The organism is Streptomyces sp. P1-3 (assembly GCF_050613155.1).
GTDB lineage: Bacteria > Actinomycetota > Actinomycetes > Streptomycetales > Streptomycetaceae > Streptomyces.
In genome coordinates this window covers 2,672,219-2,698,616 of record NZ_CP192512.1, presented here as the reverse complement: position 1 = coordinate 2,698,616, position 26,398 = coordinate 2,672,219, and the positions used below count along the sequence as shown (strand labels likewise).

Annotated in this window: 24 protein-coding genes; 13 read left to right on the top strand and 11 right to left on the bottom strand. The window is 70.9% G+C overall.

The features are described 5' to 3' along the window. Positions 1-7: 7 nt before the first annotated feature. Together ACQUSR_RS11110 and ACQUSR_RS11105 are read left to right on the top strand one after the other, a co-directional pair. Positions 8-1,864, top strand: a complete 1,857-nt coding sequence (locus tag ACQUSR_RS11110; RefSeq protein WP_431042401.1) for an alpha/beta hydrolase — start codon at positions 8-10, stop codon at positions 1,862-1,864. Beyond that, positions 1,842-2,417, top strand: a complete 576-nt coding sequence (locus ACQUSR_RS11105) for a hypothetical protein (protein WP_431042400.1) — start codon at positions 1,842-1,844, stop codon at positions 2,415-2,417. Before ACQUSR_RS11110 ends, ACQUSR_RS11105 begins: the two co-directional genes overlap by 23 nt. A 42-nt stretch (positions 2,418-2,459) precedes the next feature. On the opposite strand, the gene ACQUSR_RS11100 is transcribed toward ACQUSR_RS11105, so the two are convergent. The 5 genes from ACQUSR_RS11100 to ACQUSR_RS11080 all read right to left on the bottom strand — a co-directional run bounded on the left by ACQUSR_RS11100 (position 2,460) and on the right by ACQUSR_RS11080 (position 8,651). Next, the gene (locus tag ACQUSR_RS11100; protein ID WP_431042399.1) at positions 2,460-3,587 is read right to left on the bottom strand and encodes an ABC transporter ATP-binding protein; all 1,128 of its coding nucleotides are present in this window, start codon (positions 3,585-3,587) and stop codon (positions 2,460-2,462) included. Then, complete coding sequence (locus ACQUSR_RS11095; RefSeq protein WP_431042398.1) at positions 3,584-4,627, bottom strand: ABC transporter ATP-binding protein; 1,044 nt, start codon at positions 4,625-4,627, stop codon at positions 3,584-3,586. The genes ACQUSR_RS11100 and ACQUSR_RS11095 overlap by 4 nt, the downstream gene beginning before the upstream one ends. A 27-nt stretch (positions 4,628-4,654) precedes the next feature. Next, complete coding sequence (locus ACQUSR_RS11090) at positions 4,655-5,632, bottom strand: ABC transporter permease (RefSeq protein ID WP_431042397.1); 978 nt, start codon at positions 5,630-5,632, stop codon at positions 4,655-4,657. A 198-nt stretch (positions 5,633-5,830) separates the two neighbouring features. After that, a complete protein-coding gene (locus ACQUSR_RS11085; RefSeq protein WP_431042396.1) occupies positions 5,831-7,633 on the bottom strand; it encodes an ABC transporter substrate-binding protein in 1,803 nt (600 codons plus the stop codon). 16 nt (positions 7,634-7,649) lie between these two features. Further along, positions 7,650-8,651: an ABC transporter permease gene (locus ACQUSR_RS11080; RefSeq protein WP_431042395.1), complete on the bottom strand. Its 1,002-nt coding sequence runs from the start codon at positions 8,649-8,651 to the stop codon at positions 7,650-7,652. Between the two features lie 452 nt (positions 8,652-9,103). On the opposite strand from ACQUSR_RS11080, the gene ACQUSR_RS11075 reads away from it, so the two are divergent. Further along, entirely contained in the window at positions 9,104-10,228 is a 1,125-nt protein-coding gene (locus ACQUSR_RS11075; RefSeq protein WP_431042394.1) for a hypothetical protein, read from the top strand. 8 nt (positions 10,229-10,236) lie between these two features. Here the strand turns inward: ACQUSR_RS11075 and ACQUSR_RS11070 are convergent, their stop codons facing one another. After that, positions 10,237-12,429, bottom strand: coding sequence for a prolyl oligopeptidase family serine peptidase (locus tag ACQUSR_RS11070; RefSeq protein ID WP_431042393.1), 2,193 nt, complete (start codon positions 12,427-12,429; stop codon positions 10,237-10,239). Between the two features lie 251 nt (positions 12,430-12,680). On the opposite strand from ACQUSR_RS11070, the gene ACQUSR_RS11065 reads away from it, so the two are divergent. The 4 genes from ACQUSR_RS11065 (at position 12,681) to ACQUSR_RS11050 (ending at position 16,879) form a co-directional block, all read left to right on the top strand. Continuing rightward, positions 12,681-12,875, top strand: a complete 195-nt coding sequence (locus ACQUSR_RS11065) for a hypothetical protein (RefSeq protein ID WP_304463768.1) — start codon at positions 12,681-12,683, stop codon at positions 12,873-12,875. A gap of 62 nt (positions 12,876-12,937) precedes the next feature. Further along, complete coding sequence (gene mshB, locus ACQUSR_RS11060) at positions 12,938-13,822, top strand: N-acetyl-1-D-myo-inositol-2-amino-2-deoxy-alpha-D-glucopyranoside deacetylase (RefSeq protein WP_431042392.1); 885 nt, start codon at positions 12,938-12,940, stop codon at positions 13,820-13,822. Beyond that, a complete protein-coding gene (locus ACQUSR_RS11055) occupies positions 13,819-14,349 on the top strand; it encodes a DUF6113 family protein (RefSeq protein WP_431042391.1) in 531 nt (176 codons plus the stop codon). The genes mshB and ACQUSR_RS11055 overlap by 4 nt, the downstream gene beginning before the upstream one ends. A 202-nt stretch (positions 14,350-14,551) precedes the next feature. Next, positions 14,552-16,879, top strand: coding sequence for a hypothetical protein (locus ACQUSR_RS11050; protein WP_431042390.1), 2,328 nt, complete (start codon positions 14,552-14,554; stop codon positions 16,877-16,879). A gap of 37 nt (positions 16,880-16,916) precedes the next feature. On the opposite strand, the gene ACQUSR_RS11045 is transcribed toward ACQUSR_RS11050, so the two are convergent. Further along, positions 16,917-17,774, bottom strand: a complete 858-nt coding sequence (locus ACQUSR_RS11045) for a tetratricopeptide repeat protein (protein WP_431042389.1) — start codon at positions 17,772-17,774, stop codon at positions 16,917-16,919. Between the two features lie 105 nt (positions 17,775-17,879). Further along, positions 17,880-18,893 carry a GNAT family N-acetyltransferase gene (locus ACQUSR_RS11040; RefSeq protein WP_431042388.1) on the bottom strand — a complete coding sequence of 338 codons (1,014 nt, stop codon included), beginning with the start codon at positions 18,891-18,893 and terminating at the stop codon, positions 17,880-17,882. 138 nt (positions 18,894-19,031) lie between these two features. On the opposite strand from ACQUSR_RS11040, the gene fdxA reads away from it, so the two are divergent. After that, the gene (gene fdxA, locus ACQUSR_RS11035; RefSeq protein WP_010047804.1) at positions 19,032-19,349 is read left to right on the top strand and encodes a ferredoxin; all 318 of its coding nucleotides are present in this window, start codon (positions 19,032-19,034) and stop codon (positions 19,347-19,349) included. Positions 19,350-19,462: 113 nt separating this feature from the next. Next, complete coding sequence (gene dapC, locus ACQUSR_RS11030; protein WP_431042387.1) at positions 19,463-20,560, top strand: succinyldiaminopimelate transaminase; 1,098 nt, start codon at positions 19,463-19,465, stop codon at positions 20,558-20,560. 106 nt (positions 20,561-20,666) lie between these two features. Here dapC and ACQUSR_RS11025 read toward each other — a convergent pair whose 3' ends face one another. Together ACQUSR_RS11025 and ACQUSR_RS11020 are read right to left on the bottom strand one after the other, a co-directional pair. After that, positions 20,667-21,056, bottom strand: coding sequence for an ATP-binding protein (locus ACQUSR_RS11025; protein ID WP_431042386.1), 390 nt, complete (start codon positions 21,054-21,056; stop codon positions 20,667-20,669). A gap of 184 nt (positions 21,057-21,240) precedes the next feature. Further along, positions 21,241-22,146, bottom strand: a complete 906-nt coding sequence (locus ACQUSR_RS11020; RefSeq protein WP_431042385.1) for a hypothetical protein — start codon at positions 22,144-22,146, stop codon at positions 21,241-21,243. A gap of 52 nt (positions 22,147-22,198) precedes the next feature. On the opposite strand from ACQUSR_RS11020, the gene dapE reads away from it, so the two are divergent. Continuing rightward, positions 22,199-23,269 (top strand): succinyl-diaminopimelate desuccinylase, encoded by a 1,071-nt coding sequence (gene dapE, locus ACQUSR_RS11015; RefSeq protein WP_431042384.1) that lies wholly within the window; start codon positions 22,199-22,201, stop codon positions 23,267-23,269. 203 nt (positions 23,270-23,472) lie between these two features. Then, positions 23,473-24,222 (top strand): TIGR00730 family Rossman fold protein, encoded by a 750-nt coding sequence (locus ACQUSR_RS11010; protein WP_431042383.1) that lies wholly within the window; start codon positions 23,473-23,475, stop codon positions 24,220-24,222. Between the two features lie 64 nt (positions 24,223-24,286). Here ACQUSR_RS11010 and folP read toward each other — a convergent pair whose 3' ends face one another. After that, the gene (gene folP, locus ACQUSR_RS11005) at positions 24,287-25,147 is read right to left on the bottom strand and encodes a dihydropteroate synthase (protein WP_431042382.1); all 861 of its coding nucleotides are present in this window, start codon (positions 25,145-25,147) and stop codon (positions 24,287-24,289) included. 162 nt (positions 25,148-25,309) lie between these two features. Between folP and ACQUSR_RS11000 the strand changes: the two genes are divergently transcribed. Together ACQUSR_RS11000 and ACQUSR_RS10995 are read left to right on the top strand one after the other, a co-directional pair. Then, on the top strand, positions 25,310-25,768 hold the full coding sequence (locus tag ACQUSR_RS11000) for a DivIVA domain-containing protein (protein ID WP_431042381.1): 459 nt from the start codon (positions 25,310-25,312) through the stop codon (positions 25,766-25,768). Next, on the top strand, positions 25,765-26,358 hold the full coding sequence (locus ACQUSR_RS10995) for a DNA-3-methyladenine glycosylase I (protein ID WP_431042380.1): 594 nt from the start codon (positions 25,765-25,767) through the stop codon (positions 26,356-26,358). The genes ACQUSR_RS11000 and ACQUSR_RS10995 overlap by 4 nt, the downstream gene beginning before the upstream one ends. Positions 26,359-26,398 lie beyond the last annotated feature (40 nt).

The following is a 26,398-nucleotide window of genomic DNA, read 5'->3' as shown; positions in this document are numbered from 1 at the left end:
CGACGCCATGGATTTCAAGACGCTGAAGGCGCTCAATCCAGCTGAGTTCGAGGGCGCGGCGGACGGCTACCAGTCGGTCAGCAACATGGCGCAGCACGCCAAGGAGGCCCTGGAGTACCAGATCACCGCCAACATGCGGAAGAAACTCGAGGGGAAGGTTCGGGAAGCGGCCTTGGTGCAGCTGTCCGAACTGTCGAAGAACTTCCACTACACCCAGGTCCAGTGCGGAGTGATCAGCACGGCACTAAACGGGCTGGCTCACGACCTGCGGGAGGCGAAGGCGAAGCTCAATAGGGCGGTGCAGGACGCTGGGGACGAGGGGTTCACGGTGAACGCCGACGGATCGGTCAGCTATCCGGCGGCAGACGACAAGGACGGCAAGAAGCAGCCGGGCGGCTCGGTCACCGGTTACACCGTTGACAAAAGCGAAAGCAAGACCGCACTCGATGATGTGACCAAACAAGATCCGGCCAAGTCCCTCGCTGATCAAGCAGCCAACATCGATCCCAACCCGAATGCCGCTCGGGCTCAGCCGATCGCTCACCGCATCGCCCAGGCCGTCAGGGAAGCAACGGAAGCCGACGACCTCTGGGCCCCGCAGCTGCGGCGGCTCAAGGCCGACGACGACATGACGGTCTCCGACGCCGACTGGATTGACACGAAACGGGACACGGAGGGTGTCCGGAAGGCTGCAAAGGACTACTTGGACGACATCAAGATCCCGTCCAAGGACAGCGATCCGGCGTCGAACGCCAAGTGGTGGAAGGGCCTGTCCCCGGACGAGCGGGACGCCCTCATCGCCCTACAACCTGCCAGCGTTGGCAAGCTGGACGGCCTTCCCGCTGAGGCCCGTAACGAGGCGAACCGCACTGTACTCGCCGATACTCATGCCGAAGTCTCTCAAAAGCTGCATGAGCTTGATCAGAAGGAACCCACGAAGTATGAGCAAAAATGGGACAAGATAAGGCAGGTTCCGATTCAGGGCGAACAGCAGCTGACGATAGCCTGGGAGAGTTGGAACAAGAAAAGGTCGGAGATTCTCGATCAGTTGAAGTCCCTGGAGTCTCTCCAGAGTCGCGTTGAGCAACCGGGGGAAGATCTTCCCAAGCCTTATCTGCTGGGCTTTAGTGCGGATGGTCAAGGGCGTGCAATAGTCGCCCATGGAAATCCTGACACCGCCGACCATACAGCCGTCTACGTCCCTGGTACTTTCTCGAAACTCAGCGGCGCCGGAGGGGATATCGACCGTATGGGTGATCTCTGGCGGAGAAGTCAGGGTGAAGTTCCGGGGCAGAGTGTTTCGACGATCACGTGGATCGGGTACGACGCTCCCCAGGACCTGGCCATCGAGGCGACTGACGACTCGTATGCGCGGAATGCCGCTCCCAAGCTCAATAGGTTCCTGGACGGTTTGCAGGCCGCCCAAGGGGGCCCAGAGGCGAGCCATACAACTGTTATCGGTCACAGTTACGGAAGCACTGTGGTGGGGGCCGCGTCGATTGACGGCAAGCTGGCCGCTGACGACTTCGTGGCCGCAGGGAGCCCCGGTGTACTCGTCGGGCACGCCGACGACCTAGATGTCGGGAAGGATCACGTGTGGTCCCTGGCTGGCACTTGGGACCCAGTGCCAGCTGGCGGAAAGCTGGCAGGGCTTGGCGGCGACAGTGATATATCGCCGTGGGTGGAGTGGCTTCCCTTTGGTTATGCGTGGGGGCAAAACGTGCCTTCTGACGAGGACTTCGGAGCCCATAGGATGGAGGCAGGTGCAATAACGCACACCAAGTACTTTGAGGAAGATACCGTGAGTCTTAAAAATCAGGCCTTTGTGGTAACTGGAAAATATGATCGAGTTGATTATGAGTAGCAGCTGGCGAAATGGTCAACGCTGGCGGCGGGGCATCGTTGCTGCGCTTCTCGCCGCTTCTATCGGATCAACGGCTATGGGGTGTTCCGACGTGAACGATCTTGGGTATGAGCCTGTGGAGCTGGGTGTGGACGAGGCCAGAAGTAAGACCAAGGAGGTTTCTAGTCGAATCCTGGAGATGATCGACATCAAGGGAAAGGTGACTGAGCCTGGTCCTGGCGTCTCCCGTTGTGAAGAAGGGTCTGGGGGTGCGGAATTGTATAAGACGCGCCACCCGTGGTCGGTCTATGGGATTTCCGATGAATCCGTGGAGCGGGGGATGGGGAATCTCCGGAAGCGGCTCCCCGGTAAAGGGTGGAAAATCGTGAAGGATGGCAAGGCCAATAGTAAGGCTCAAGACCCGGAGATTGTTGCTGAGAATAAGAAGGAGCAGTTCGCCGTGCATTTCCTGGGGGAGAAGGGGACTGCCACCGGAGATCCCATGATCAGTGTCGACGTGGTCTCGGCGTGCTTCCGTGCCCCTGCGGGAACCGATCTTGACCGCGAGCACTGAGCATCCGGCGCCGTTTCTGGGCCGTCGGATGGTTGCGCTCGCTCAGTCCTTCGCCGATTCCGCCGCCCGAAACTCCGGGTCCAGTACCGTGCCCTCCCCATGCGCCGCCAGCGTAGGCGCCTCTGGGAAGTGGCACGCCGTCAGATGGCCTTCCGTGCTGCCGTCGATCCGTACCAGGGGAGGCTCCACTTCCGCGCACCGCTCCTGGGCCTTCCAGCAGCGCGTGCGGAAGCGGCACCCCGACGGCGGCCTGATGGGGGACGGGACGTCGCCGGTTAGGCGGATGCGTTCGCGGCGGGGGGTGCCCGGGGTGGCTCCGGTGTCCGCGTTCTCCTCGTCCAGCAGCGCGTCCGCCTCCGGGACCGCCGACAGCAGCGCGTGCGTGTACGGGTGCCTCGGCCGGGTGTAGATCGACTCGCGGTCGCCCACCTCGACGATCTTGCCGAGGTACATCACCGCCACCCGCTGCGAGAAGTGCCGTACCACCGCCAGGTCATGGGCGATGAACAGGAACGCGATGCCCAGGTCCCGCTGGAGGTCCTGGAGGAGGTTGACCACCTGGGCCTGGATGGAGACGTCCAGGGCCGAGACCGGCTCGTCCGCCACGATCAGCTTCGGTTCCAACGCGAGGGCTCTCGCAACGCCGATGCGCTGCCGCTGCCCGCCCGAGAACTCGTGGGGGAAGCGGTTGTAGTGCTCGGGGTTGAGGCCTACCGTCTCAAGCAACTCACGGACGCGGCGCTCCCGGCCTCCTCGTGGGCGGATGGCGTTGATCTCCATCGGGCCGGAGATGATCCTGCCCACCGTCTGGCGCGGGTTCAAGGACGAGTACGGATCCTGGAAGATCATCTGGATCTGGGAGCGGATCGGTGCCAGCGCGCGGCGGTTCGCGTGCGTGATGTCCTGGCCCCGGTAGGAGATGCGGCCTGCCGTGGGTTCCAGGAGCCTCGTCAGGAGCCTGCCCGTCGTGGACTTGCCGCAGCCCGATTCGCCGACCAGGCCGAAGCTCTCGCCCTCGCGGACGGTCAGGTCGATGCCGTCGACCGCCTGTACCGCGCCCACCCGCCGCCGGAACGGGAAGCCGCCCATCACCGGGAAGTGCTTCGTCAGTCCTTCCGCTACCAGGAGGGCCTTGGACGGTTCGTCCTTCGTCATTACGTCCCTCGTCATGTCGTCCTCCGCAGTGCCTGCCGTGACTCCGCGCTCAGGTGGCAGGCCGCGCCCCGGCCCCGAGGCAGAAGAGGCCGTTCCTCGGCGCAGCGGTCCTCGCCCGCCACGGCCGTGTGCGCACACCTCGGGTGGAACGGACAGCCCCCCGGCGGGTCCAGCAGGCTCGGCGGGGTGCCCGGGATCGGGGTGAGCGGGCGGTCGACGGCCGAGGTCAGGCGGGGCATCGAGGCCAGCAGGCCCCAGGTGTACGGGTGTTGTGGGTCGCGCAGCACCTCGCGGACCGTACCGCGCTCCACGGCTCGTCCCGCGTACATCACCAGAAGGTCGTCCGCGGTGTTCGCGACCACGCCCAGGTCGTGTGTGATCAGGATGATCGCCGAGCCGTACTCCTGCTGGAGGTCCTTGAGCAGGTCCAGGATCTGAGCCTGGACGGTGACGTCGAGGGCCGTCGTCGGCTCGTCCGCGATGAGCAGGTCCGGATTGCAGATCAGGGACATGGCGATCATCGCGCGCTGGCGCATGCCGCCGGAGAACTGGTGCGGGTAGTCGTCCACCCGCAGCCGCGCGTTGGGGATGCCGACCTTCTCCAGCATCTCCGCTGCCCGCTGCCGCGCCTCGCGCCGCGAGGCCCCGGTGTGTTTGCGGAACGGCTCGGCGATCTGCCGGCCGATGGTGTGGTACGGCGAGAGGGCGGTCAGCGAGTCCTGGAAGATCATCGCCATCGTGTTGCCGCGCAGCCTCTCCAGCGTGCGTTCCGGCGCGCCGGTCAGCTCCTGCCCGTCCAGCAGGATCTCGCCGCGGATCGTGGTGTGGCGCGGGTCGTGCAGGCCCAGTACGGCCAGGTTCGTCACCGACTTGCCGGAGCCGGACTCGCCGACGATGCCCAGCGTGCGGCCGCGCGCCAGGTCGAAGGAGAGGCCGTCGACCGCCTTGACGGTGCCGTCCTCGGTGGCGAAGTGGACGTACAGGTCGCGTACGGACAGGAATGCGTCGCCGGCGTGGGGTGCCGGGGTGGCTCCCGGCTTGGTCATGGTGGGCACGTCGTACTCCTGGTCTCCTCAGCGCCCTCAGGCGAGGCGCACCCGCGGGTCGATCGCCGCGTACAGCGCGTCCACGATGATGTTGGCGATCACGATCGCCGTGCAGCTGAAGAGCATCACGCCCATCAGCATCGGCAGGTCCTTCTCCGTCACCGAGTCCACCGCGAGCCGGCCCAGGCCGTGCAGGGTGAACGTGAACTCCGTGACCATCGCGCCACCGAACAGCGAGCCCAGGTCGATGCCGACGATGGTGACGATGGGGGCCATGGCGCCGCGCCAGGCGTAGCGGAAGAAGACCGTGTGGGAGGACATGCCCTTGGCGCGGGCCGTGCGGACATGGTCCTCGTTCAGCTGCTCGATCATCTGGGAGCGCGTCATACGGCTGTAGTTGGCGATGAAGATGATCGACAGCACCAGCCAGGGCAGCAGCATGCCGCCGGCCCACTTCGCCGGGTTCTCCGAGATGGGTACGTACTCCGGGCGGTCGACCAGGTCCCAGGTGTCGACCAGCAGCCACAGCGCGATCGTGCCGACGAAGTAGATCTGGAGCGAATTGCCGATCAAGGACAGCGAACTGAGGAACTTGTCGGCGAAGGTGCCCCGCCGGGCGGCCGCGATCATGCCGATCGTGACGCCGACGACGAGGAAGACGACGGTGCCGCCGAACGCGAGGGAGAGGGTGGTCGGGTAGCGGTCCAGCAGGGTCTCCCACACCGGCTGGTTGTCTCGGAAGGAGTAGCCCAGGCAGGGCGCCGAGCAGTGTCCGATGTCGAAGTCGCGGCCCACGAAGATGCCCACGAGGTAGTGCCAGTACTGGACCGGCACCGGTTCGTCGAGCCCCAGGTTCCTGTTGATGATCTCCAGCGCTTCCGGTCCGCAGTTCTTGCCGCAGGCCAGCTGCGCCGGTTCCGAGGGCAGCGCGAAGAAGAGGAAGAACGTGACCGCGCTGATCAGCCAGATGATGACGATCGCGCCGAGGGAGCGGCGTACAAGGAATCGGAGCATGCGTCGCGGATCTTCCGGTACGGGCGCCGTTGGCGACGGAGGCGGGCGGGCGGATCGGGGAGGCCGGTGTGCCGCCCGCCGCCGGTCGTGCGGCGGCGGGCGGCGGCCCGTGGGATGTGCCGTGATCTGTCGGTGCTCGGCTGGTGAATCTGTCGGTGATCGGCCGGTGATCGGCCGGTGCGGGGCGGGGTGAATCGCCTACCTGACGTACACGCCCGTCGGGTCGGCCGTGCCGTAGACGGAGTGGTACTTCACTCCACCGATCCCCGAACCCCAGATATTCCACTGGCGGTTGTAGAAGATCGGCACGGCCGGCACCTGCTCGGTGAGGATCCGGTCGGCCAGGGCCACCCACTCGGCCGAAGCCTTCTTCACATCCGTGATCTTGTTGATGCGGTCGATCTCCTCGTCCACGCCGGCATCGCGCAGGTGCCAGTAGTTCTGGCCGCCGTCGCTGACGCCGCGCCCGTCGAACAGCGGTGGTACGACCGTCGAGCCCACCGGCCAGTCGGCGCCCCACGAGGCTCGGTAGATGTCGAACTTGTTGTCCAGCTTGGAGATCTCGGTGGTGTAGTTGTTGGAGTCGATCTCCTTCTTCTCCACCGAGAACCCGGCCTTCTCCAGCGCCTGGGTGACGACCACGGAGATCTTCTGGTACTCCGTCGAGTTGGGGTAGGCGTAGACGATCTCCTGCCCCTCCTTGCCCGCCTCCTTCAGCAGCTTCTTCGCGCTCTCGATGTCACCGGCGGGGAACTTCTTCTTGTTGAACGGGTCGGTGTCCTTCCAGCCGGCCAGCGACGGGGCGAGCAGGTTGCCCGCGACCTGGCCGGCCCGCGGCCCGCCGAGCTGGCCGAGGATCTGGCTGTTGGGCAGCGCGAAGGCCAGTGCCTGCCGGACCTTCTTGTCCTTGATCCGGTCCATGTTGATGGACATGTAGTCGACGTACGGCTGCACCTCGTTGAACGTGCGCCGCTTCGCCGAGCCGTCCTTGAGGACCGACGGGCCGGCCTCGATCGTCACCGCGTTGGTGAAGGACATGCCCTGCTTGTCGCTGCCCCGGTCGGCCAGCAGCCGCCGCGCCGAGTCCGGCTCCTGGACTCCGAAGCGGATGTCGAACTTCTCCGGGTACTGGTGACGGACCGCGTCCGTCTTGGGGTCCCAGTGGGTGTTGCGTACCAGCGTCAGCTGCTTGCCCGCCTTGAGTGTGCCGACCTTGTACGGGCCTGAGGCGACGGGGTGCGTGTCGTACTTCTCCCCGGTGTCCTTGTTCCCGTCGGACGGCACGGCGCCGATGTTCGGCATGGCGACCGCGTACGGGGTGTCCGCGTGCGGCTCCTTGAAGTGGAAGACGATCGTCTTGTCGTCGGGGGTGTCCAGGACGTCCTTCGGCAGGTGGTCGCCCTTGTACGGGCCGTCCGGCAGCGCCTTGCGGAAGGACTGGCCCTCGCCCGAGAGCCACTGCGGGATGTACTGCGGCCCGTCCGTCGCCCACTTCGCGTACAGCCGCTCCACGCTCTGCCGGACATCGGCGGAGGTGATCTCCGAGCCGTCCTCGAACTTGAGGCCGTCCTTGAGGGTGTACGTCCAGGTCCGGCCGCCGTCGGAGGACTTTCCGGTGTCCGTGGCGAGGTCGCCGACGACCTTGACCCGGCCGTCCGCGTCGACCTTGTACGTGGTTAACGAGCGGTTGTACAGCAGTTGGACGGTCAGCTGGTCGGCGTAGTAGATCTGCGCCGGGTCCAGGTGGGTGAAGGCGTCGCGCTGGAGCACATTGACCGTGCCGCCCTCCTTGGCACCGGGCAGCGGGGCGGCGGGACCGGTGGAGTCGGCCGCGGTGCCCAGCGAGTAGTTCTCCGCCCGGTTCTTGTCGGGCTTGCGGCTCGGGTCGTCGTCCGCGCCGTCGCCGCCGCCTCCGCCGCTGCTGCAGGCGGAGAGGACGAGGGCCCCGGTCGCCAGGGCCGCCGCGGCCAGCCGCGCCCCGTGTCTGAGAGATGACGTCATGATCGTTTGCACCTGCCTAGCGCTTCGTCTTCGGATCGAACGCGTCCCGGACCGAGTCCCCCAGCAGGTTGAAGGCGACCACGAAGACCACCATGGCGATGCCGGGGAAGAACATGTAGGTGATGTCGTTCTGGTAGTGCCGGGCGCCGGTGGCGAACATCCGGCCCCAGTCGGGCGTCGGCTCGACGATGCCCACGCCGAGGAAGGACAGTGCCGCCTCGACCGTCACGAAGTTCGGCAGCATCAGCGTCGACTGGACCAGGATCGGCGTCCACAGGTTGGGCAGCAGTTCCTTGCGGATGATCCGCCACGGCGAGGCGCCGGTGACCTTCGCGGCCTCGATGAACTCCCTCTCGCGCAGGCTCAGTACCTGGCCGCGCAGCAGCCGGGCCAGGCCCATCCAGCCCAGCACCCACATCACGAGGATGAGGGTGATGACCCGCAGTGCGGTCGGGGTCTCCTTCTCCGGGCTCACGAACAGCGCGTACACCACGGGGGTGAACGCCACGAACGACAACTGGGCGGGGAAGGCCAGCAGCAGATCGATGAAGCGGCCCAGGAAGTAGTCGGTCCTGCCGCCGGCGTATCCGGCGGTCACGCCGACGACGATGCCGGTGATCACGCACAGCACCGTCACGGCGGTCGCGATCAGCAGCGAGGTGCGGATGCCGTACAGCAGCTGGGAGAGCACGTCCCGGCCGAGCTGCGGTTCGAGGCCGAACCAGAACTCGCCGTCGATGCCGCCGTTCGGCTTGACCGGGTAGTAGAACTCGTTGAGCAGGCCCGGTCGGTCGAGTCCGTAGGTGGTGTACGGGTCCTTGCCGTACAGCGCCGAGACGAGAGGGGCCAACAGCGCCAGGGCGAAGAAGAACAGCACCACGTACGCCGAGACGACACCGGTCCGGTCCCGTTTGAAGCGGCGCCACATCAGCTGACCGGGCGAGCGCCCGGCGGTGCCCGCGGCCCTGGCGGTCCCCGCGACTTCCGTGGTCTCCGCGGTCTGGGATGGACTCTTCATCGAACTGCGCGCCCCCCGACTGTCCGCTGCGTGCCGTCTGCTGCTGCCTGCTCGACCGTCTGCTCGCGTCATCCGCCGGATCACCGCCCCGGGTTGAGCGGACTGTCGCAATCCTCGGAAGTCCCAGTCAAGGGGTGGGGGAGGGCGGATGCGGCGCCACCCGGCTTCTTGAGCGAACGTTGAGCAGATCGACGTCAGGGCGTGCTTGACGCACTCCGGCGGCGCGCGGCGAACCGTGATGAATGACCATCAACCGCGTTAACACACAGGCAACTTCTCCGTCTCGGTACCGATATACGGACGCGCCACGCTGTGCAGCGTACGGCCGTGCGGGTGCCGTAGACCGGCCGGGGTGACGCCATGCCGCCCCGGCCGGTCGCCCGCCCGCCCCTGCCTTCACTTCTTCCACCGGAACCGTTCACACCGGTCCGCGGCGGGGGATACCTACAGCCATGGGGCAGGGATGGATTCTCACGCGCGGGGCGCGTGTCTTCGGGGCGTTCGTGTGCGCCGTGCTCGGGCTGATCTCGTTCGCGTGGATCGTCCGGGACCTGGGTGACGCCGACGAGAGCAACCACCTGTGGTGGACGTGGGCCGGGCTGCCGTACCGCTCCAGCGGCGGTGTCTTCGGCTCGTCCCTCATCGACCTCGTCCTGCTGATCCTCTGCCTCTTCGCCGGGGTCGCCGCGCTGCGCTCCTCGGCCGCCGCCGGGGCCCTCGCGGGGGTCGCCCTCGTCTCCATCGTGTACCGCCTGCCGAGTCTGTGGAACCTCAGCGCGGACTGGATGCAGGGCATACCCGAGGGCCTCAAGACGAAGGCGCAGCTCAGCACCTGGGCCGGGGTGCTGCTCGGCGTTGCCCTGCTGCTGGCGCTCGCCGTCGCCCGGCGCCCGGCCGGGGCCGCCGACGACCAGGGCCACGGCGACGGGTACGGACAGAGGCACGGCGACGGATACGGACCGGGATACGGCCAGGGGTACGGCGCACCGGCGCTCCAGCAGCCGCCCGACCGCCCCGGCTCCGGCGCCGCCACCACCGGCGCCCTGGTCCTCGGCGCCGTCGCGGCCATCGCCTGCGCCTGGCAGCTCTACTGGGCCGAGAAGCTGGAATGGGAGATGTACAAGCGCCTGCTGACCGGCGAGCGGGCACTGAACACGCTGCTCTCGCCGCCCGGCGCCTGGTCGGCCTGGGCGACGGCGGCGCTGGCCCTGTTCGCCGCGGTCGCCGCGGGTGCGCGCACGGCGCACGCGCGGCCGCTGGGGATGACGGTGGGCCTGGTGGTGCTCGCCATGGGGGTCAGCGATGTCTCCCGGTTCGTCAAGCTGGACGTCATCGAGCACTGGGACGAGCTGCCCACCCCCGGGCAGCTCACCGTGCTCACCGCCTTCTTCGAGATAGCCGCCGGGCTGGTCGTGCTGGCGGTCATGGCGGCGCGGGGGACACAGCCGGGCGGGCCGCGGCCCGGGGCCGGCTGGGCGGGGCCCGCGGCCGGCTGGGCGCCACCGGTGTCACCGGCACCGCCCGTGGCACCACCGCCCTCCGCGCCGCCGCCGCCGTCCGCGCCGCCCGGCTGGTAGAGATGCCGTTACCGGACCATCCCGAGCGACCGCTTGAGGAAGTCCACCTGGAGCAGGAGCAGATTCTCCGCAACCTGCTCCTGCGGCGTCATGTGCGTGACCCCGGACAGCGGCAGCACCTCGTGCGGGCGGCCCGCCGCCAGCAGGGCCGAGGACAGCCGCAGGCTGTGCGCCACCACCACGTTGTCGTCCGCCAGCCCGTGGACGATCATCATCGGCCGGTGCGGTTCGGCGGCGCCCGACAGCCCCTCGTCCGTGACGAGCGAGTTCTCCGCGTACACCTTCGGCTGCTCGTCCGGGAGCCCGAGATACCGCTCCGTGTAATGAGTGTCGTACAGCCGCAGATCCGTGACCGGGGCGCCCACGACAGCGGCGTGGAAGACGTCGGGGCGGCGCAGCACCGCCATGCCCGCCAGGAAGCCGCCGTAGGACCAACCGCGGATGGCCACCCGGCCCAGATCCAGCGGATGGCTGCCGGCCAGCGCCCGCAGCGCCTCCACCTGGTCGTCCAGGGTCAGGGTGAGGCGGTCGCGGATCGCCTTCTCCCAGTCCGGGGAGCGGCCGGGGGTGCCGCGGCCGTCGGCGACGATCACCGCGAAGCCGTGGTTGGCGAACCACTGGGAGGTCAGATGGGCGTTGTGCGAGGCCACGACGCGCTGTCCGTGCGGCCCGCCGTACGGGTCCATCAGCACCGGCAGCGGACCGTCCTCCTCGCGGTAGCCCTCGGGCAGCAGCACCGCACACGGAATGCGGTGCTCCCCCGCACAGACCAGCCGCGGACGGGCGGCGATCACCGGCTGCTCGGCGTACGAGGCGATCTCGCCTCGCCACCCCTCCACCGGCTGCCCGTCCTCGTCCCGCTCCTCGCGGAGCACCTCCATCCGTGTGCCGGGGCGCTCCAGGCACGCGTAGGACAGGACGATCACGTCGCCGCCGCGGGCCGCCGAGTGCACCGCCGGGAAGGCGCGCTCGCCCACCGGCTCCCAGCCTCGCGCCCGTGCGGCGGGCACCGGCCCCGGGCCGTCGCCGAACCACGCGCGGTAGACGACGATCTCGCCCGGCCGCTCCGGGTCCTCCCCGGGAGTGTCGGGCGACGCGGAGAACAGCACGTCGTCCTCGCCGACGTCCAGCACGCCGCGGACGTGCAGGGCGCCCGTGGTGAGCCTCCGGTCGCCGACCATCAGCACCCGGGCGCCGCCCTCGTCCGCGATCCGGACCAGCCGGCCGTCCGGCGTCCACGCGGGCACGCCGGGGAAGAGATCCAGCCACACCGGGTCCTCGTCGGCGTGCACGGTGGTGGTCCGACCGGTGCCGGTGTCCACGGCCAGGCAGAGCTGGCTGCGCTGGTCCCGGGCCTGGACGAGCAGCAGCGGCGGCCCGTAGGAGGACCAGTGCACGCGCGCCAGGTACGGGAAGCGGCGCCGGTCCCACGCCACCTCGGTACGGGAGCCGTCCAGGCCCAGCAGGAACAGCGTGACCTCGGCGTTCGGTGTGCCGGCCGCCGGGTAGGCGACCTCGGTGGGCGGCTGCTCGGGCTGGGCCGGGTCGGCGATCCACCAGCGCCGCACCGGGGCGTCGTCCACCCGGGCCACCAGCAGCGCGTCGCCGCCCGGCGACCACCAGAAGCCGCGGCTGCGGTCCATCTCCTCGGCGGCGATGAATTCGGCCATCCCGTAGCCGACGGTTCCGCCCTCCGGCTCGGCCAGCGCGCGGTCCTCGCTTCCGTCGGCGTTCACCACGCGCAGCGCGCCCCGCGCCGCGTACGCGATCCGGGCACCGTCGGGGGAGGGGCGCGGGTCCACCACCGGGCCCGGCACGGGCAGTTCACGGGCCGCGCCGGTGCGCAGGTCGGCGGCGAACAGCCGCCCCGACAGGGCGAAGACCGCCAACTCCACGCGCTCGTCGGTCGCGTAGCCGACGACGCCCGCCGACCCTTCGCGACTGCGCTCGCGGCGCGCCCGCTCCTCGGCGGACAACTCCTCGTCGGCGCCGCCCAGCAGGGCGAGGGGGTCCGCCGCCGGGTACTCGCGCCCGTCGGCGAGGTCGATCACCCACAGCAGGTTCGTCCGGTCGGTGCCGCCGCGGGAGCGCAGGAACACCGCACGGGAGCCGTCAGGGGACACGGTCACAGCGCGCGGCGCGCCCAGCGTGAACCGCTGGGTCCGGGCGTGCTGTCGGGGGAAGGAGAGCTGTCCGGTCATATGCCGAGACTACGGCTCACGGGCGCGCCGCTCGGGGAGTTCCGGTCGGAGCGCCCGCGACCTGGGCGGCACGTGCGACGCCCCCTCAACTTGCAAGTGCGAACAGGCATGCGCCCCTGTCATGCTCCCGTGCACCGATTCATGAGGACGGCCACAAAGTTATGATCCACTGCGCATACTGGGTAAGACCTACGTGGCATCTATATGTTGACCATCAGACTCGCGCGTCCCGTACCTGGAGGTGAGCCGCTGTGGCACTTTCGATTTCGGCGGCAGTGCTGCTGCTGATCATCGTCTTCTTGCTGGTCAAGAAGTCCGGGTTGAAATCCGGGCATGCCATCGTCTGCGTGCTGCTGGGGTTCTACCTCGCCAGCTCGTCGATGGCACCGGCAATCGATGATCTGACCACCAACGTCGCGGACATGATCGGGGACGTCGAGCTCTAGCCGCGGGGTGCGGAACGCTCACCTGGCCCCCGCCCGCGCACGCGGGCTCGTAGGCTGTCCCCATGACCGTCCTTCCCGCCCGCCGACTGCTCCTGGTGCACGCCCACCCGGACGACGAGTCGATCAACAACGGCGCCACGATGGCCCGATACGCGGCCAGCGGCGCCCACATCACGCTGGTGACCTGCACCCTCGGTGAAGAAGGCGAGGTCATCCCGGCGGACTTGGCGCACCTGACCGCCGACCGCGACGGCGGTCTGGGCGCGTACCGCGGCGGGGAGCTCACCGCCGCGATGAAGGAGCTCGGCGTCAGCGACCACCGGCTCCTCGGCGGCCCGGGGCGCTTCCGCGACTCCGGGATGATGGGCGCGCCGCAGAACAGCCACCCGGAAGCCTTCTGGCAGGCCGATGTGGACGAGGCGGCGGCGTATCTCGTCGAGATCATCCGCGAGGTGCGCCCGCAGGTCCTGGTGACCTACGACCCGCACGGCGGATACGGCCATCCGGACCACATCCAGGCGCACCGGGTCGCGATGCGCGCGGCGGATCTCGCCGCCGAGCGGGCGTACCGCCGGGACCTCGGCGACCCGCACGAGATCGCCAGGATCTACTGGAACTGCGTTCCCCGCCCGGTCGCCGAGGAGGGCTTCGCCCAGCTGCGCGCGCTCGGGGCGGACCTGCCCTTCCCGGGCATCGGAGCGCCGGAGGACGTGCCGGGGCTGGTCACGGAGGACGAGGTGACGGCCGTTGTGGACGGCACGGCGCAGTCGGGGGCGAAGGCGGCGGCGATGCGCGCCCACGCCACCCAGATCGACGTCCGCGAGCCGTTCTTCGCGCTGTCGAACGGACTGGGCCAGCCGCTGCTGACCACGGAGTACTACCGCCTGGCGCGCGGTGCGTCGGCCGCGGCGGTCGAGAGCGACCTGTTCGCGGAGGTGGCGGAGTGACGGCGGGCCAGGGCGGCGAGCCGAAGCGCGCACGAGCGGTGTCCGGTGCCGGTTCGCGGACCGGCTCGGGCGGTGGCCCGGGCGCCGGTTCCGGTGGCCGGGCCGGTGCGCGCGGGGGCGGGGAGGGGGCCGCGCCCCCCGCTCCGCCGAGCGGTGCCGCCCTGGCCCTGCGGATCGCGGGCTATCTGCTGCTCGTCGTACTGGGCGTGCTGGTGGCCGTGGCGGGAGCGCTGGTGCAAGACGGCTGGTTCCCCGGCGGATTGCTGCTCGCGCTGGCCGGCCAGGTCGCGCTCTGCTACGGCGGGGTGAAGGCCATGGGCACCCGGCTGGGCGGGGCCCTGCCCGCCGCGTCCTGGGCGGCCGTCGTCCTGCTGCTCACCGCCACCCGCCCGGAAGGCGACTTCGTCTTCGCCGCCGGATTCGCGTCGTATGTCTTCCTGCTGGGCGGGATGTTCAGCGGTGTGATGTGCGCCACCCTGCCGAAGGTGACGCAACCGGGCAGGCTCGCCGCCCGACTTGCCAAGTGACGCGACGTTTTCGGCGTAACGTCCCCCAGAAGCGGGGCGCCGTGCGGCGAACCCGCAGGTTCTGGTGATCCGGCGGTCGCCGCATGGGCGTCCGCGGTGCCCAGTATGGTGGTGCGCGCCGCCGAGCCTCCCCTCGCCTACGGCATGGGGAACCCCATCGCGCGAAAGAGACGGGCGGCGGAGCTAACTGGGAGAACCTGCATTGAGCCGTGAATCTGACAGTTCGTCCTCCGGGCCCCGGGGTCGCGGCGGTTCCGCGTACCCGTCGGGCACCCCGCCGTACGGATCCCGCCAGTATCCGTCGCCGAACCCGGCGCAGGAGGGCTCGTACGACGGCGCCGACGACGCCGAGGCGCGCGACGCGGTCGAGCCGGAGGAGCCCAAGACCGAGACCACGCTGACCACGCGCATCCGGATCAACATCCCGGGCTCGCGCCCCATCCCGCCGGTGGTCATGCGGACGCCGGTCGGTGACGACGGCGCCGCGGCCGGCGCGGGTGAGGACGAGGAGCGCTCGGGCGGCGGCGCGCCCCGCCCGGACACGACGGCGACGATGAGCGCGGTGCCGGGCGGCGGACAGGACCCCGCAGCCCCGGCCGCCCCGGCGTCCCGGCAGGCGGAGGCGAAGGAGCCGGAGAAGGCCAGCGACTGGTTCGCGCCGCGCAAGCAGTCCCGTGCCACGCCTGCCGCGCCGTCGGCGCCGCAGGGCGCCGCGGGCTCGCCCGCTGCCCCGGCCGGTCCCACGGCGTCCGTCGACGGGCCGCACCTCGGCTCGTCCTCGCCGCTGTCCGGCTCCCCCCTGTCCCCGGACCTCGCGGGGCCCGAGACCACGCAGGCGTTCCCCGCGCCGGTACCGCCCGGTCAGGGCCAGGACTCGGATCTTCCGTATCTCTCGGACTTCGCCGGCTTCCCGGTCGAGGACCCGACGCCGACCGGACCCACGGCGATCACCCCGGACCTCGGCTTCGAGGATCCGCTCGCCGCGACCGGGCAGAACCCGCTGAACCGCTTCCCCTCCGCCCCCTCGGGACGGTCCGGCCCGTCCGGGCCGACCACGGGCCCGGTCGGCGGCGACATGCCGGTGCCGCCGGTGCCGACGCCCGGCCTGGGGGCGCGCACGTCCACGCCGCCCGACGGCACGCCGCTGTTCGACGGACTCGGTGCGCACGCGTCCGGACTCGGCGCGCACACGTCCACGCCGCCGGACGGCACGCCGCTGTTCGACGGACTCGGAGGGCAGCCGCCGACACCGCCGGGCGGTGCGTCGCTGTCCGGCGGGCTCGGCGCCACGACCGGCGGCGGCCAGCCGCCCGCCGGGCCGACCGTCGGCCCCGACCTGTTCCGCGACCCCGAGTCCGCGCCGGGCGCCGGGGCGCCCGCGCATGTCTCCGGCGAGACGCTGATCAGCGGCATCCCCGTCGTACCGCCGGCCGAGAACCGGCCGGTGACACCGTTCCCGGGCTTCGCGAGCGACTCCGGCGCGACCCCCACGTCCGGCGGCGCCAGCACTCCGCCGAGCTCTCCGGCCCCGGCCGCCTCCGCCTCCTCGGCCAAGCCCGCGAAGAAGAAGGGCCGCAACAAGCTGGTCCTGCTCGGGGCGGCCCTGGTGGGCGTGGCCGGTGTCGCGTACGCGGCGGGCCTGGTGATGAACCACGCGGACGTACCCAACGGCACCACCGTCCTCGGCGTCGGCATCGGCGGCAGCTCCAAGCAGGAAGCGGTCGACAAGCTCAACGCGCGCCTCGCCAAGCGCGCCCAGGCCCCGATCAAGGTCTCGGTCGACGGCGACCAGCACGAGCTCAAGCCGTCCGTGGCGGGCCTCGCCCTGGACACGGAGCAGACGGTCCGCGACGTCTCCGGCCGCGACTACAACCCCGTCAACGTGATCGGATCCCTCTTCGGCGGCACCCGTACCGCCGGGGACCCCGTGGTCGTCGACGAGGAGAAGCTGTCGGACGCGCTGGAGCGGCTGGCGGGCGAGTCGGGCACGGCCCGCGAGGGCACGATCACGTTCGAACCGGGCAAGGTCGAGGCGGTCTACGGCAAGCCGGGCAAGGGCCTGAACGTCGACGCGGCCGTCAAGGCGGTCTCCGAGGCGTACCGGCAGCGCGCCGAGACCGGTGAGAACAAGGCCGTCACCCTTCCGGTGGTCACCAAGCAGCCGAAGATCGGCAAGGCCGAGGTCGACCGGATGATGAAGGAGTTCGCCGAGCCCGCGATGTCGGGCCTCGTCACCATCAAGGCGGGCGGCAAGTCCATCGACTTCGGCCCGGCCCGCTCGCTGCCGAAGATCCTCTCCGTCGTGGTGGTCGAGGACCCGAAGGGCGAGGGCTACAAGCTCCAGGAGAGTTACGACCTGGAAGCGGTCAAGCAGCTCTACGGCAACATCTTCGACGGCGTGCTCATCGAGCGGGCCCAGGGCGGCAAGACCCCGGTCCAGCCGACGGACGTCGTGGGTGCCCTGCGCGGCGTGATCCTGGAGAAGGATCCGGCCAAGCGGATCGCCGAGATCCCGCTGGACCCCAGCTGACCGGCTGCCCCGGGTGCCCCGCGGCACCCGGGGCAGCTCAGTTCAGCATCGCCCGCGCCGCCCGTGCCTGCCGCCGCATCGTCTCGGCGGCGTTCGGCTCCATCGCCGCGACCACGTCGGCGTACTCCTCCAGCTCCTTCGCGCCGCCCACGAAGTCGCCGCGCTGCACCAGCAGTTGCGCCCGCTCGTAGCGGAGCCGGGCCGGATGGCTCGGCAGCAGCAGGGAGAGCTCGACGGCCCACAGCTGGACGTCGCTGCGTTCGGGGCGGGCCGCGGCCCAGGCGCGGATGTTGTTCAGCACCCGCAGCACGATCTCCAGCGGTGTGGCCGGGGTCAGCCTCGTCGCGTCCAGGGAGGCGCCCGCCGCGCCCGCGACCAGCAGCGCCGCGTCGTCGTCGGACAGCGGCCGCCCGCCGTCGAAGGGGTCGGCCAGCACATGCTCCCCGTACGGATCGCCGAAGCCGACCACGAAGTGGCCGGGCAGTGCCACGCCGTACACCGGCGCGCCCGCCCGCCGGGCCACCTCGATCCACACCACGGACAGCAGGATCGGCAGCCCGCGCCGGTGCCGCAGCACCTCCTGTAGGAGCGAGGACTCCAGCCGCCGGTAGTCGGCCGGCGTGCCGTGGAAGCCGTGGCGTTCACCCAGGACCTCGGCGACCGCCGAGGCCCAGCCCCCCGGCCCGCCGGGGGAGAAGGGCAGCAGCCCCGCCAGGCGGTCGAGCTCGATCTCGGCCGCGTCGATCGCGTCGCCGTCGAGCTCCGGATCCGCCTCCGCGCCCACCAGGAGGCACAGCAGGGCCAGATCGGGGCGCTCCTCGCGCGCGGCCTCGGCGAACCGCCGCCGCCGGTCCTGGGTGTGCTGCTCGTCTGGTGTCCCTGGCGATCCTGGCATCCGTGCCTCGTACCTGCCCGTACGTCCGCGTACGTCCCCGTACGTTCCGTCGTCTGTCCGTCGTCTGTCCGTCGTGTGTCGCAGTCTTCCCCGCCGGATGCCCCGTCAGGAACGGGACCCCTCGGGGGCGCGCCAATGGTGGTAGTGGTGGTGGGTGGTGAAACCCATGCCGTCGTAGAGCGCGCGGGCACCGTCATTGTCCGTCTCCACCTGGAGGTACGCAGCCGAGGCGCCCTCCTCCAGGGCGCGCCGGGCGAGCGCCGCCATCACGGCCGAGCCCAGGCCCTGGCGGCGCCGCGCAGGGTCGACCTCCACCGCGGTGAAGCCCGCCCAGCGCCCGTCCGCGACACACCGCCCGATGGCCGCCGGCGGCTCTCCCTCCTCGCCCGGCATGGTGGCGAACCACACCGAGGGCCCTCCGGCGAGCACGGCCCGCGCCTCAGGGCTGGGGCGCTGGGAGCGCTGATAGCGGGCGAACCACTGATCATCCGGCGTACGGGACAGTGTGACGTGCTCCGTGTCGGCGGCCAGGTCCGCGAGCGGCGCGAGCGCGGCGATCCGTATCTCCACGGAGACCTCGCGGACCCAGCCGCGCCGCTCCAGCTCGCCGGCCAGCCGCTCCTGCGTTCCCTCGGCCCCCGTGCTGAGCTGGAGGTACGCGGGCAGGCCACGCTCGGCGTACCAGGCGGCGACCCGCTCCAGGGCGGTGTCCAGGGGCAGGCCCGGGTCGCCGAGGGCGAGCACCGAGTTGGCCCGCCGGGTGAAGCCCCCGGCCGCCCGCAGCAGCCATTCGCCCAGCGGGGCGCTCTCCAGCGGCGGCCAGGCCCGGGCCGCGACCCGTTCCAGCTCCGCCGCGCTCGCCGCCGGGCCGCGGCGACGGGCCGGGGCGGCGGGCACGACCTTGCCCGCGACCAGCGCGGATTCCGGAATGCGGACGGTTTCGCCGGACCGCCGTGTGATCTGGAGCACGCCGTCTGCCCAGGATGTGAGCACGCCGACGGTGTCGGTGAATCTCTCGGTACCGTCCCCGGCATCGCGCCACCGCCGCACGGATACACGTTTGCCCACGTCAGAGGCGTTGATCGTGACCTCAAGACGTCCGCCGGCGGTGAAATCCACTGGTTCTCAGCCCCTCATGTTCGTCTGGTGCGCGAGAACGGAGATACTAGGGGCGGGCATCGACGACGCCGCGCTCCCGCGCGCCACGCGGCGGAGCCGCCAACCGGTCCGCCAGCCCTATCAAGGAGGAACGACAGCGTGACCTACGTCATCGCGCAGCCTTGTGTCGACGTCAAGGACAAGGCCTGCATCGAGGAGTGCCCCGTCGACTGCATCTACGAGGGTTCCCGGTCTTTGTACATCCACCCGGACGAATGCGTCGACTGCGGTGCCTGTGAGCCGGTGTGCCCGGTGGAAGCGATCTTCTACGAGGACGACACTCCCGAGGAGTGGAAGGACTACTACAAGGCGAACGTCGAGTTCTTCGACGAGCTCGGTTCGCCCGGCGGCGCCTCGAAGCTCGGCTTGATCGAACGGGACCACCCGTTCATCGCCGCGCTTCCGCCGCAGGCCTAGGCAACGGCCCCCGCGCACGTGCGGCGCCTCGGTCCCGTACGGCCTCGTCAGCCGTACGGGACCGACGCTTTTCGCCCGTGCGACGACGACCTGTACGAGAAAGAGAAAGCTCCGTGTCCGCAGTCTCTTCGCGTCTCCCCGTCTTCCCCTGGGACAAGCTCGAACCGTACAAGGCGACCGCCGCGGCGCATCCGGACGGCATCGTGGATCTGTCGGTGGGCACGCCCGTCGACCCGGTCCCCGAGCTGATCCGCGCGGCACTGGCCGGAGCGGCCGACAGCCCGGGCTATCCGACGGTGTGGGGCACCCCGGCGCTCCGGGACGCACTCGCCGGCTGGGTCGAGCGGCGGCTGGGCGCCACCGGCGTGGCGCACACCCAGGTGCTTCCGGTAGTCGGCTCCAAGGAGCTGGTCGCGTCGCTGCCGACGCAGCTGGGCCTGGGGCCCGGCGACCGGGTCGCCTTCCCCCGGCTGGCCTACCCGACATACGAGGTGGGAGCGCGCCTGGCGGGCGCCGAGCCCGTCCCGTACGACGAGACAACCGAGCTGGACCCGGCCGGGCTGAAGCTGCTGTGGCTGAACTCCCCGTCCAACCCGACCGGCCGGGTGCTGGACAAGGACGAGCTGCGCGCCGCGGTCGCCTGGGCCCGCGCGAACGGCGTCCTGCTGGTCAGCGACGAGTGCTATCTGGAGCTGGGCTGGGAGGCCGACCCGGTGTCCGTGCTGCACCCCGAGGTCTGCGGCGGCAGCTTCGAGGGGCTCGTCGCAGTCCACTCGCTCTCCAAGCGCTCCAACCTGGCGGGCTACCGGTCGGCCTTCCTCGCGGGTGACGCCGCGGTGCTGGGCGAGCTGCTGAAGATCCGCAAGCACGGCGGGATGATGGTGCCCGCCCCGGTGCAGGCCGCCACGATCGCGGCGCTGGGCGACGACACCCACGTGGCCGAGCAGCGCGAGCGCTACGCCCGCCGCCGGTCGCGGTTGCGCGCGGCGCTGGAGGGGCACGGCTTCCGGATCGAGCACAGCGAGGCCTCGCTGTACCTGTGGGCGACGCGCGACGAGCCCTGCTGGGACACCGTGGGCGCGCTGGCCGAGCTGGGCATCCTGGTGGCGCCCGGCGACTTCTACGGGGAGGCCGGCGCCCGGCACGTCCGGGTGGCGTTCACCGCCACCGACGAACGGGTGGCGGCCGCGGCCGCGCGGCTGTCGAGCTGACTCGCGCGCACCGGCGTGCGGGGGCCGCGCACACAGGCGCGAAGGGGCCCGGGGAGCATCGGCTCCCCGGGCCCCTTCGCGTTCTGGCGTGTGGCGCGGCAGCAGGTCAGCCGCTGATGCTCGGCACCCGGACCGGAACCTTGACCGGCAGCAGCCCTTCCGCGGCGTGACCGGTGGACAGCTTCTTCTTGCCGACGGTCTTGGCCGCCTTCTTGCTGATGTGCTTGGCGGCCTTGCCGGTGGCCTTGCCCGCGGCGGGCACGCCGTTCCCGAAGGTGCGGCGGCCCACCTCGCTCGCCGCGTACGTGACCTTGTTGGTGGTGTTCTCGGCGGCGACGCCGACATTGGAGGTGTCGACCGCGCTCACCCCGGCGGGCACGGGGGCCTGCGGCGTCACCGGGGTGGCGTTCGCGGCACCGGCGGCGACCATGGGAGCGGCGCCCGCGGCGACCAGCAGAGCGGCACGGGCGAACCGGCGGGTGAGGGGGAGGGACATGATGCTCCTTCGCGGAGGGACTTTGGCATGTTGCGATGTCCGGCGGCCGGACGCAGTGAATACCGCGTGAACCGCGCGAAGGTTGCGGTGCGCGAGGGTAAAGAATTGTTAATGCATCAGATAATCTACCGCACGGGAAAACGGGTGGTCGGATAATCTCCGCGCTGATTGGGGAATTGCCGCACTATTGGGCGACGGTAATGCGCACTTCGGCCCCGGAAACGCCCTCGGCGGTCCGCCAGCCCTTTCCGGAATCCCCGGCGGACCACACGCGGTCGCGGTACGAGACGCGTTCGATACGCAACCCTTCCGAGTGGGCCACCGCCCAGTGCGCCAGCTCCCAGCCGCGCCGGTCCGGGTTCCCGCGGCCGGTGTCCGGTACCGGCAGCACCACGTCGCGGGTGCCGCCGGCGTGCTCCCCGGTGCCGCCGGTGGACGCGGTCCCTCCCGGCAGCACCTCGGGGCCGAATTCCCGTACCAGCCGCGCCCGTACCCGCGCCGTGTCACCGGCCTTTCCGTCATCCGGCGGCCCCGGACAGGTGAACGCGCCCGCCGTACGCCCGGTGAGCACATCGGTCAGCACCGCCGCGTCGGTCTCGTGCTTCGCGTACGCCTGCGGATATCCACTGCGCTGCACCCGTTGCGCGGCCACCGTCAACGGCAGTCGGGAATAGCCGGGCACCCGCACCAGATGGTCGTAGAACGCCCCGGCCGAATAGACCGGATCCAGGATTTGGCGTGCGGTGCCCCAGCCCTGCGACGGCCGTTGCTGGAACAGCCCCAGCGAATCCCGGTCGCCGCGCCGGATGTTGCGCAGCCCCGACTCCTGCATCGCCGTGGCCAGCGCTATCGTCACCGCGCGCTCCGGCAGCCCCCGGGCGGAGGCCACGGCCACGATCGTGGCGGCGTTCACGCCCTGTTCGGGGTCCAGCGCCACGCTCTCGCCGTCCGTCCGCGCCACACAGCGCGGCGGCCCGGAACCGCCGGTCTCCAGATGCGCCACCAGGTACCCGGCCAGCGCCAGCAGCACCGCGCACGCGATACCGGCGCGCAGGCGCCGGGCGCGGCTGGAGAGGATGGCAGGTGGCACGCGCACACGTTACTTGAGGGGCCCGGAGTTCCGACGGGCTAGGGTCGCGGTCATGGACAACTCCGCACTCGACCTGTCCCTGGACGCCGCCCGGCTCACCGCCCGGCTCGTCGACTTCCCCTCGGTCAGTGGCGATGAGAAGGCCCTCGCCGACGCCGTCGAGCAGGCACTGCGTGCTCTCCCGCACCTGACCGTCGACCGTGACGGAGACGCCGTCGTGGCCCGTACGAACCTCGGGCGGGCGGAACGCGTCGTCCTGGCCGGACACATCGACACCGTGCCGATCGCCGACAACGTGCCCTCGCGCCTCGACGATGAGGGTGTGCTGTGGGGCTGCGGCACCTCCGACATGAAGTCCGGGGTGGCCGTGCAGCTGCGCGTCGCCGCGACCGTCCCCGACCCCAACCGCGACCTGACCTTCGTCTTCTACGACAACGAGGAGATCGCCGCCGAGTTCAACGGGCTCAAGCGGCTGGTCGAGCGGCACCCCGAGTGGCTCGCCGCCGACTTCGCCGTCCTGCTGGAGCCCACCGACGGCAAGGTCGAGGGCGGCTGCCAGGGCACCCTGCGGGTCCGCGTGGAGACCACCGGCCGGCGCGCGCACTCCGCCCGCGGCTGGCTGGGCGAGAACGCCATCCACAAGGCAGCGCCGATCCTCGACCGGCTCGCCGCGTACGAGCCGCGCCAGGTGGAGATCGACGGGCTGCGCTACCGCGAGGGCCTCAACGCCGTACTGATCGAAGGCGGCCACGCCACCAACGTCATCCCCGACTCGTGCGCCGTGACGGTGAACTTCCGCTTCGCCCCGGACCGTTCCGTGGAGGCGGCGCTGGCGCACGTGAAGGAGGTCTTCGACGGGTTTGAGGTGCGACTCACCGACAGCGCGCCCGGCGCCCTGCCCGGCCTGTCCCACCCCGCCGCGGCCGCCTTCGTCGAGGCCGTCGGCACCGAGGTCGAGCCCAAGGTCGCCTGGACCGACGTCGCCCGCTTCTCGGCGCTCGGTGTCCCCGCGGTCAACTACGGGCCCGGCGACCCGAAGCTGGCCCACACCCGCGAGGAGCACGTCACGGTCGCGGCCGTGCTGGAGGCGGAGGAGCGGCTGCGGGGCTGGCTCACGCGCTAGCCCGGTGCCTGGGGCCCGCCCCGGACCTCGTACCGGACCCCGCTCCCGGACCTTGTCCCGGACCCTGGCCGGCCGGTCCGTCCGGCAGTTCAGTGGCGAGACCTCGGGAATTCCGTTGCCCGTCGCCCGCCCGGGCCTACGCTGACCCAAAGATCCTTCCCCGCCCCGGCGGGCGGGGAAGGCCGACGCGGAGGGAGCACATCATGGGCAACGCGAAGGACGAGCAGGCGCCGCACGAACAGCGCCTGGGCCCGGTCGTGCGCCGACGCGAGCAGATGCGCCCCGGCACCACCGACCAGCGGCTGCTGGACACCCAGCCGGGGGCGGCATGGGTGCACGAGGACCCGTTCCGGGTGCTGCGCATCCAGTCGGAGTTCGTGGAGGGCTTCGGGGCCCTGGCCGAACTGGGCCGGGCCGTCAGCGTCTTCGGATCCGCCCGGACACTCCGCGACACGCCGGAGTACGAGGCCGGGGTGCGCATCGGCCGCAGCCTGGCCGAGGCGGGTTTCGCGGTGATCACCGGCGGCGGGCCCGGCGCGATGGAGGCCGCCAACAAGGGCGCGTGCGAGGCGGGCGGCGTCTCGGTCGGACTCGGCATCGAGCTGCCCTTCGAGCAGGGCCTCAACCCGTATGTCGACATCGGCGTGAACTTCCGCTACTTCTTCGTCCGCAAGACGATGTTCGTGAAGTACGCCCAGGGCTTCGTGGTGCTGCCCGGCGGACTCGGAACACTCGACGAGCTCTTCGAGGCCCTGACCCTCGTCCAGACCAAGAAGGTCACCCGGTTCCCGATCGTCCTGTTCGGCTCCGGCTACTGGCAGGGCCTGGTGGGCTGGTTGCGCGAGACCCTGGTGGCCGAGGGCAAGGCGTCCTCGGCCGACCTGGAGCTGTTCCACCTCACCGACGACGTCGACGAGGCGGTCGCGCTGATGACCAAGGAGATCGGCATCTGATCCGGTGCGGCCGGCTCCGGTGCGGTCGGCCCCGGGCGGCGGCGCGCCCTCGCGCGGGCCTTCGCTACGCCAGTCCCCGGCGGGCGACCGCCGGGGGCCGGTGCCCCGCGATCGAGGACACCATGTCCAGCACCTGCCGGGTCTCGGCCACCTCGTGCACCCGGTACACCTGGGCCCCCAGCCACGCCGACACCGCGGTCGTCGCCAGCGTCCCCAGCAGCCGCTCCTTCACCGGCCTGTCCAGCGTCTCTCCGACGAAGTCCTTGTTGGACAGCGAGACCAGCACCGGCCAGCCGGTCGCCGCCATCTCGCCCAGCCGGCGGGTCGCCTCCAGCGAGTGCCGGGTGTTCTTCCCGAAGTCATGGCCCGGGTCGATCAGGATCGCGTCCCGCCGCACCCCCAGGTCCACCGCCCGCTCCGCCAGTCCCACGGTGACCCGCAGGATGTCGGCCATCACGTCCTCGTACGCGATCCGGTGCGGCCGGGTGCGCGGGGCCACCCCGCCCGCGTGCGTACACACCAGACCGGCGCCGTACCGGGCGGCGACCTCGGCCAGTTTCGGGTCCACCCCGCCCCAGGCGTCGTTCAGCAGGTCCGCGCCCGCCTCGCAGACCGCCTCGCCGACCTCGTGCCGCCAGGTGTCGACACTGATCACCACGTCCGGATGCCGCCTGCGCACCTCGGCCACGAAACCGACCGTGCGCCGCGCCTCCTCCTCGGCCGACACCTCCTCCCCGGGCCCGGCCTTCACCCCGCCGATGTCGATGATGGCGGCGCCCTGTGACACCGCCTGCTCGACGCGGGCCAGCGCCGGCTCGTCCTGGAACGTCGCCCCCCGGTCGTAGAAGGAGTCCGGCGTCCGGTTCACGATCGCCATGATCACCTGCTCGTGCTCCGCGAACTCCCGCCGTCCCAGCCGCAACATCCTGACTCCCTCTCCTGTGGTCCGTCAGCGACCTTAGCCGTCTCGCGCACGGCGCCCGTGTCATCCACAGGCGCTTTGTCCACAGGGCCCGCGGTGAGCGGTGCGGGGCATGGCACGATCAGGACGGACGGATGCCGCACGCACCCCGGGGAGAAGATCGTCGTGTTCTGGTTTTTGCTCATCGCGCTCGTCGCGGTGGTGGGCGCGGTCACGCTCGCCGTCATCGGCGGCACCGAACGCGGCCCGCTGCCGGAGGCCCCGCAGGACCGGCTCGACGTCCCGCTGCCCGCCGACCGGCCGCTGGGCCGGGCCGACATCGAGGCGGTGCGGCTGCCCATGACCCTGCGCGGCTATCGCATGGCGGACGTGGACGACATACTCGGCCGGGTCGGCGCGGAACTGGCCGAGCGCGACGCGCGGATCGCCGAACTGGAGGCGTCGCTGGCCGGTGCGCAGGCGGCCCGGCAGTCGGCGGCCCGGCACGCGGCGACGCCCCCGCCCGCCCACCCGCCTGCGGAACCCATGGCTCCGGACGGCTCCGCTTCGAACGGCTCCGCGGGTTCGAACGGCTCCGCGGCTCCGGCGGAGACTGAGGACGAGGACGAGGGGGAGGGCGCGTGAGCGGCAAGGGCGTGGCGCTGGGCGCGGACGGGCTGGCGCGCTGTCCGTGGGGCCTGGAGGCGGAGTCCCTGGCGGACTACCGGACGTATCACGACACCGAGTGGGGACGCCCGGTGCACGGCGATGACGCGCTGTACGAGCGGATGTGCCTGGAGGCGTTCCAGTCCGGGCTGTCCTGGCTGACGATCCTGCGCCGCCGCGAGGGCTTCCGCGCGGCCTTCGCCGGGTTCGAGATCGCCAAGGTCGCCGCCTTCACCGACGCGGACGCCGCCCGCCTCCTCGCCGACCCCGGCATCATCCGCAACCGCGCCAAGATAGCCGCCGCGATCGGCAACGCCCGGGTGGCGGCCGAGCTGGCCCCGGGCGAACTGGACGCGCTGATCTGGTCGTACGCCCCCGACGCGGGCAGCCGCCCGGCGCCGAGGACCTCCGCCGACGTGCCCGCGACGACACCCGAGTCCGTCGCGCTCGCCCGCGACCTCAAGAAGCGCGGCTTCCGCTTCGTCGGTCCGACGACCGCGTACGCGCTGATGCAGGCGTGCGGCCTGGTGGACGACCACCTGGCCGACTGCCACGCGCGGGCCCGCTGACGCGGAGCCGCGCGCGGTGTCCGGCGGACCCTTCCCCTAC

What these genes read in the sequence shown, in the direction of transcription:
- ACQUSR_RS11110 (WP_431042401.1), top strand. Translation starts at nt 8, where the DNA reads ATGGATTTCAAGACGCTGAAGGCGCTCAATCCAGCTGAGTTCGAGGGC.
- ACQUSR_RS11105 (WP_431042400.1), top strand. Translation starts at nt 1,842, where the DNA reads ATGATCGAGTTGATTATGAGTAGCAGCTGGCGAAATGGTCAACGCTGG.
- ACQUSR_RS11100 (WP_431042399.1), bottom strand. Translation starts at nt 3,587, where the DNA reads ATGACGAGGGACGTAATGACGAAGGACGAACCGTCCAAGGCCCTCCTG.
- ACQUSR_RS11090 (WP_431042397.1), bottom strand. Translation starts at nt 5,632, where the DNA reads ATGCTCCGATTCCTTGTACGCCGCTCCCTCGGCGCGATCGTCATCATC.
- ACQUSR_RS11085 (WP_431042396.1), bottom strand. Translation starts at nt 7,633, where the DNA reads ATGACGTCATCTCTCAGACACGGGGCGCGGCTGGCCGCGGCGGCCCTG.
- ACQUSR_RS11080 (WP_431042395.1), bottom strand. Translation starts at nt 8,651, where the DNA reads ATGAAGAGTCCATCCCAGACCGCGGAGACCACGGAAGTCGCGGGGACC.
- ACQUSR_RS11075 (WP_431042394.1), top strand. Translation starts at nt 9,104, where the DNA reads ATGGGGCAGGGATGGATTCTCACGCGCGGGGCGCGTGTCTTCGGGGCG.
- ACQUSR_RS11070 (WP_431042393.1), bottom strand. Translation starts at nt 12,429, where the DNA reads ATGACCGGACAGCTCTCCTTCCCCCGACAGCACGCCCGGACCCAGCGG.
- mshB (WP_431042392.1), top strand. Translation starts at nt 12,938, where the DNA reads ATGACCGTCCTTCCCGCCCGCCGACTGCTCCTGGTGCACGCCCACCCG.
- ACQUSR_RS11045 (WP_431042389.1), bottom strand. Translation starts at nt 17,774, where the DNA reads ATGCCAGGATCGCCAGGGACACCAGACGAGCAGCACACCCAGGACCGG.
- ACQUSR_RS11025 (WP_431042386.1), bottom strand. Translation starts at nt 21,056, where the DNA reads ATGTCCCTCCCCCTCACCCGCCGGTTCGCCCGTGCCGCTCTGCTGGTC.
- dapE (WP_431042384.1), top strand. Translation starts at nt 22,199, where the DNA reads ATGGACAACTCCGCACTCGACCTGTCCCTGGACGCCGCCCGGCTCACC.
- ACQUSR_RS11010 (WP_431042383.1), top strand. Translation starts at nt 23,473, where the DNA reads ATGGGCAACGCGAAGGACGAGCAGGCGCCGCACGAACAGCGCCTGGGC.
- folP (WP_431042382.1), bottom strand. Translation starts at nt 25,147, where the DNA reads ATGTTGCGGCTGGGACGGCGGGAGTTCGCGGAGCACGAGCAGGTGATC.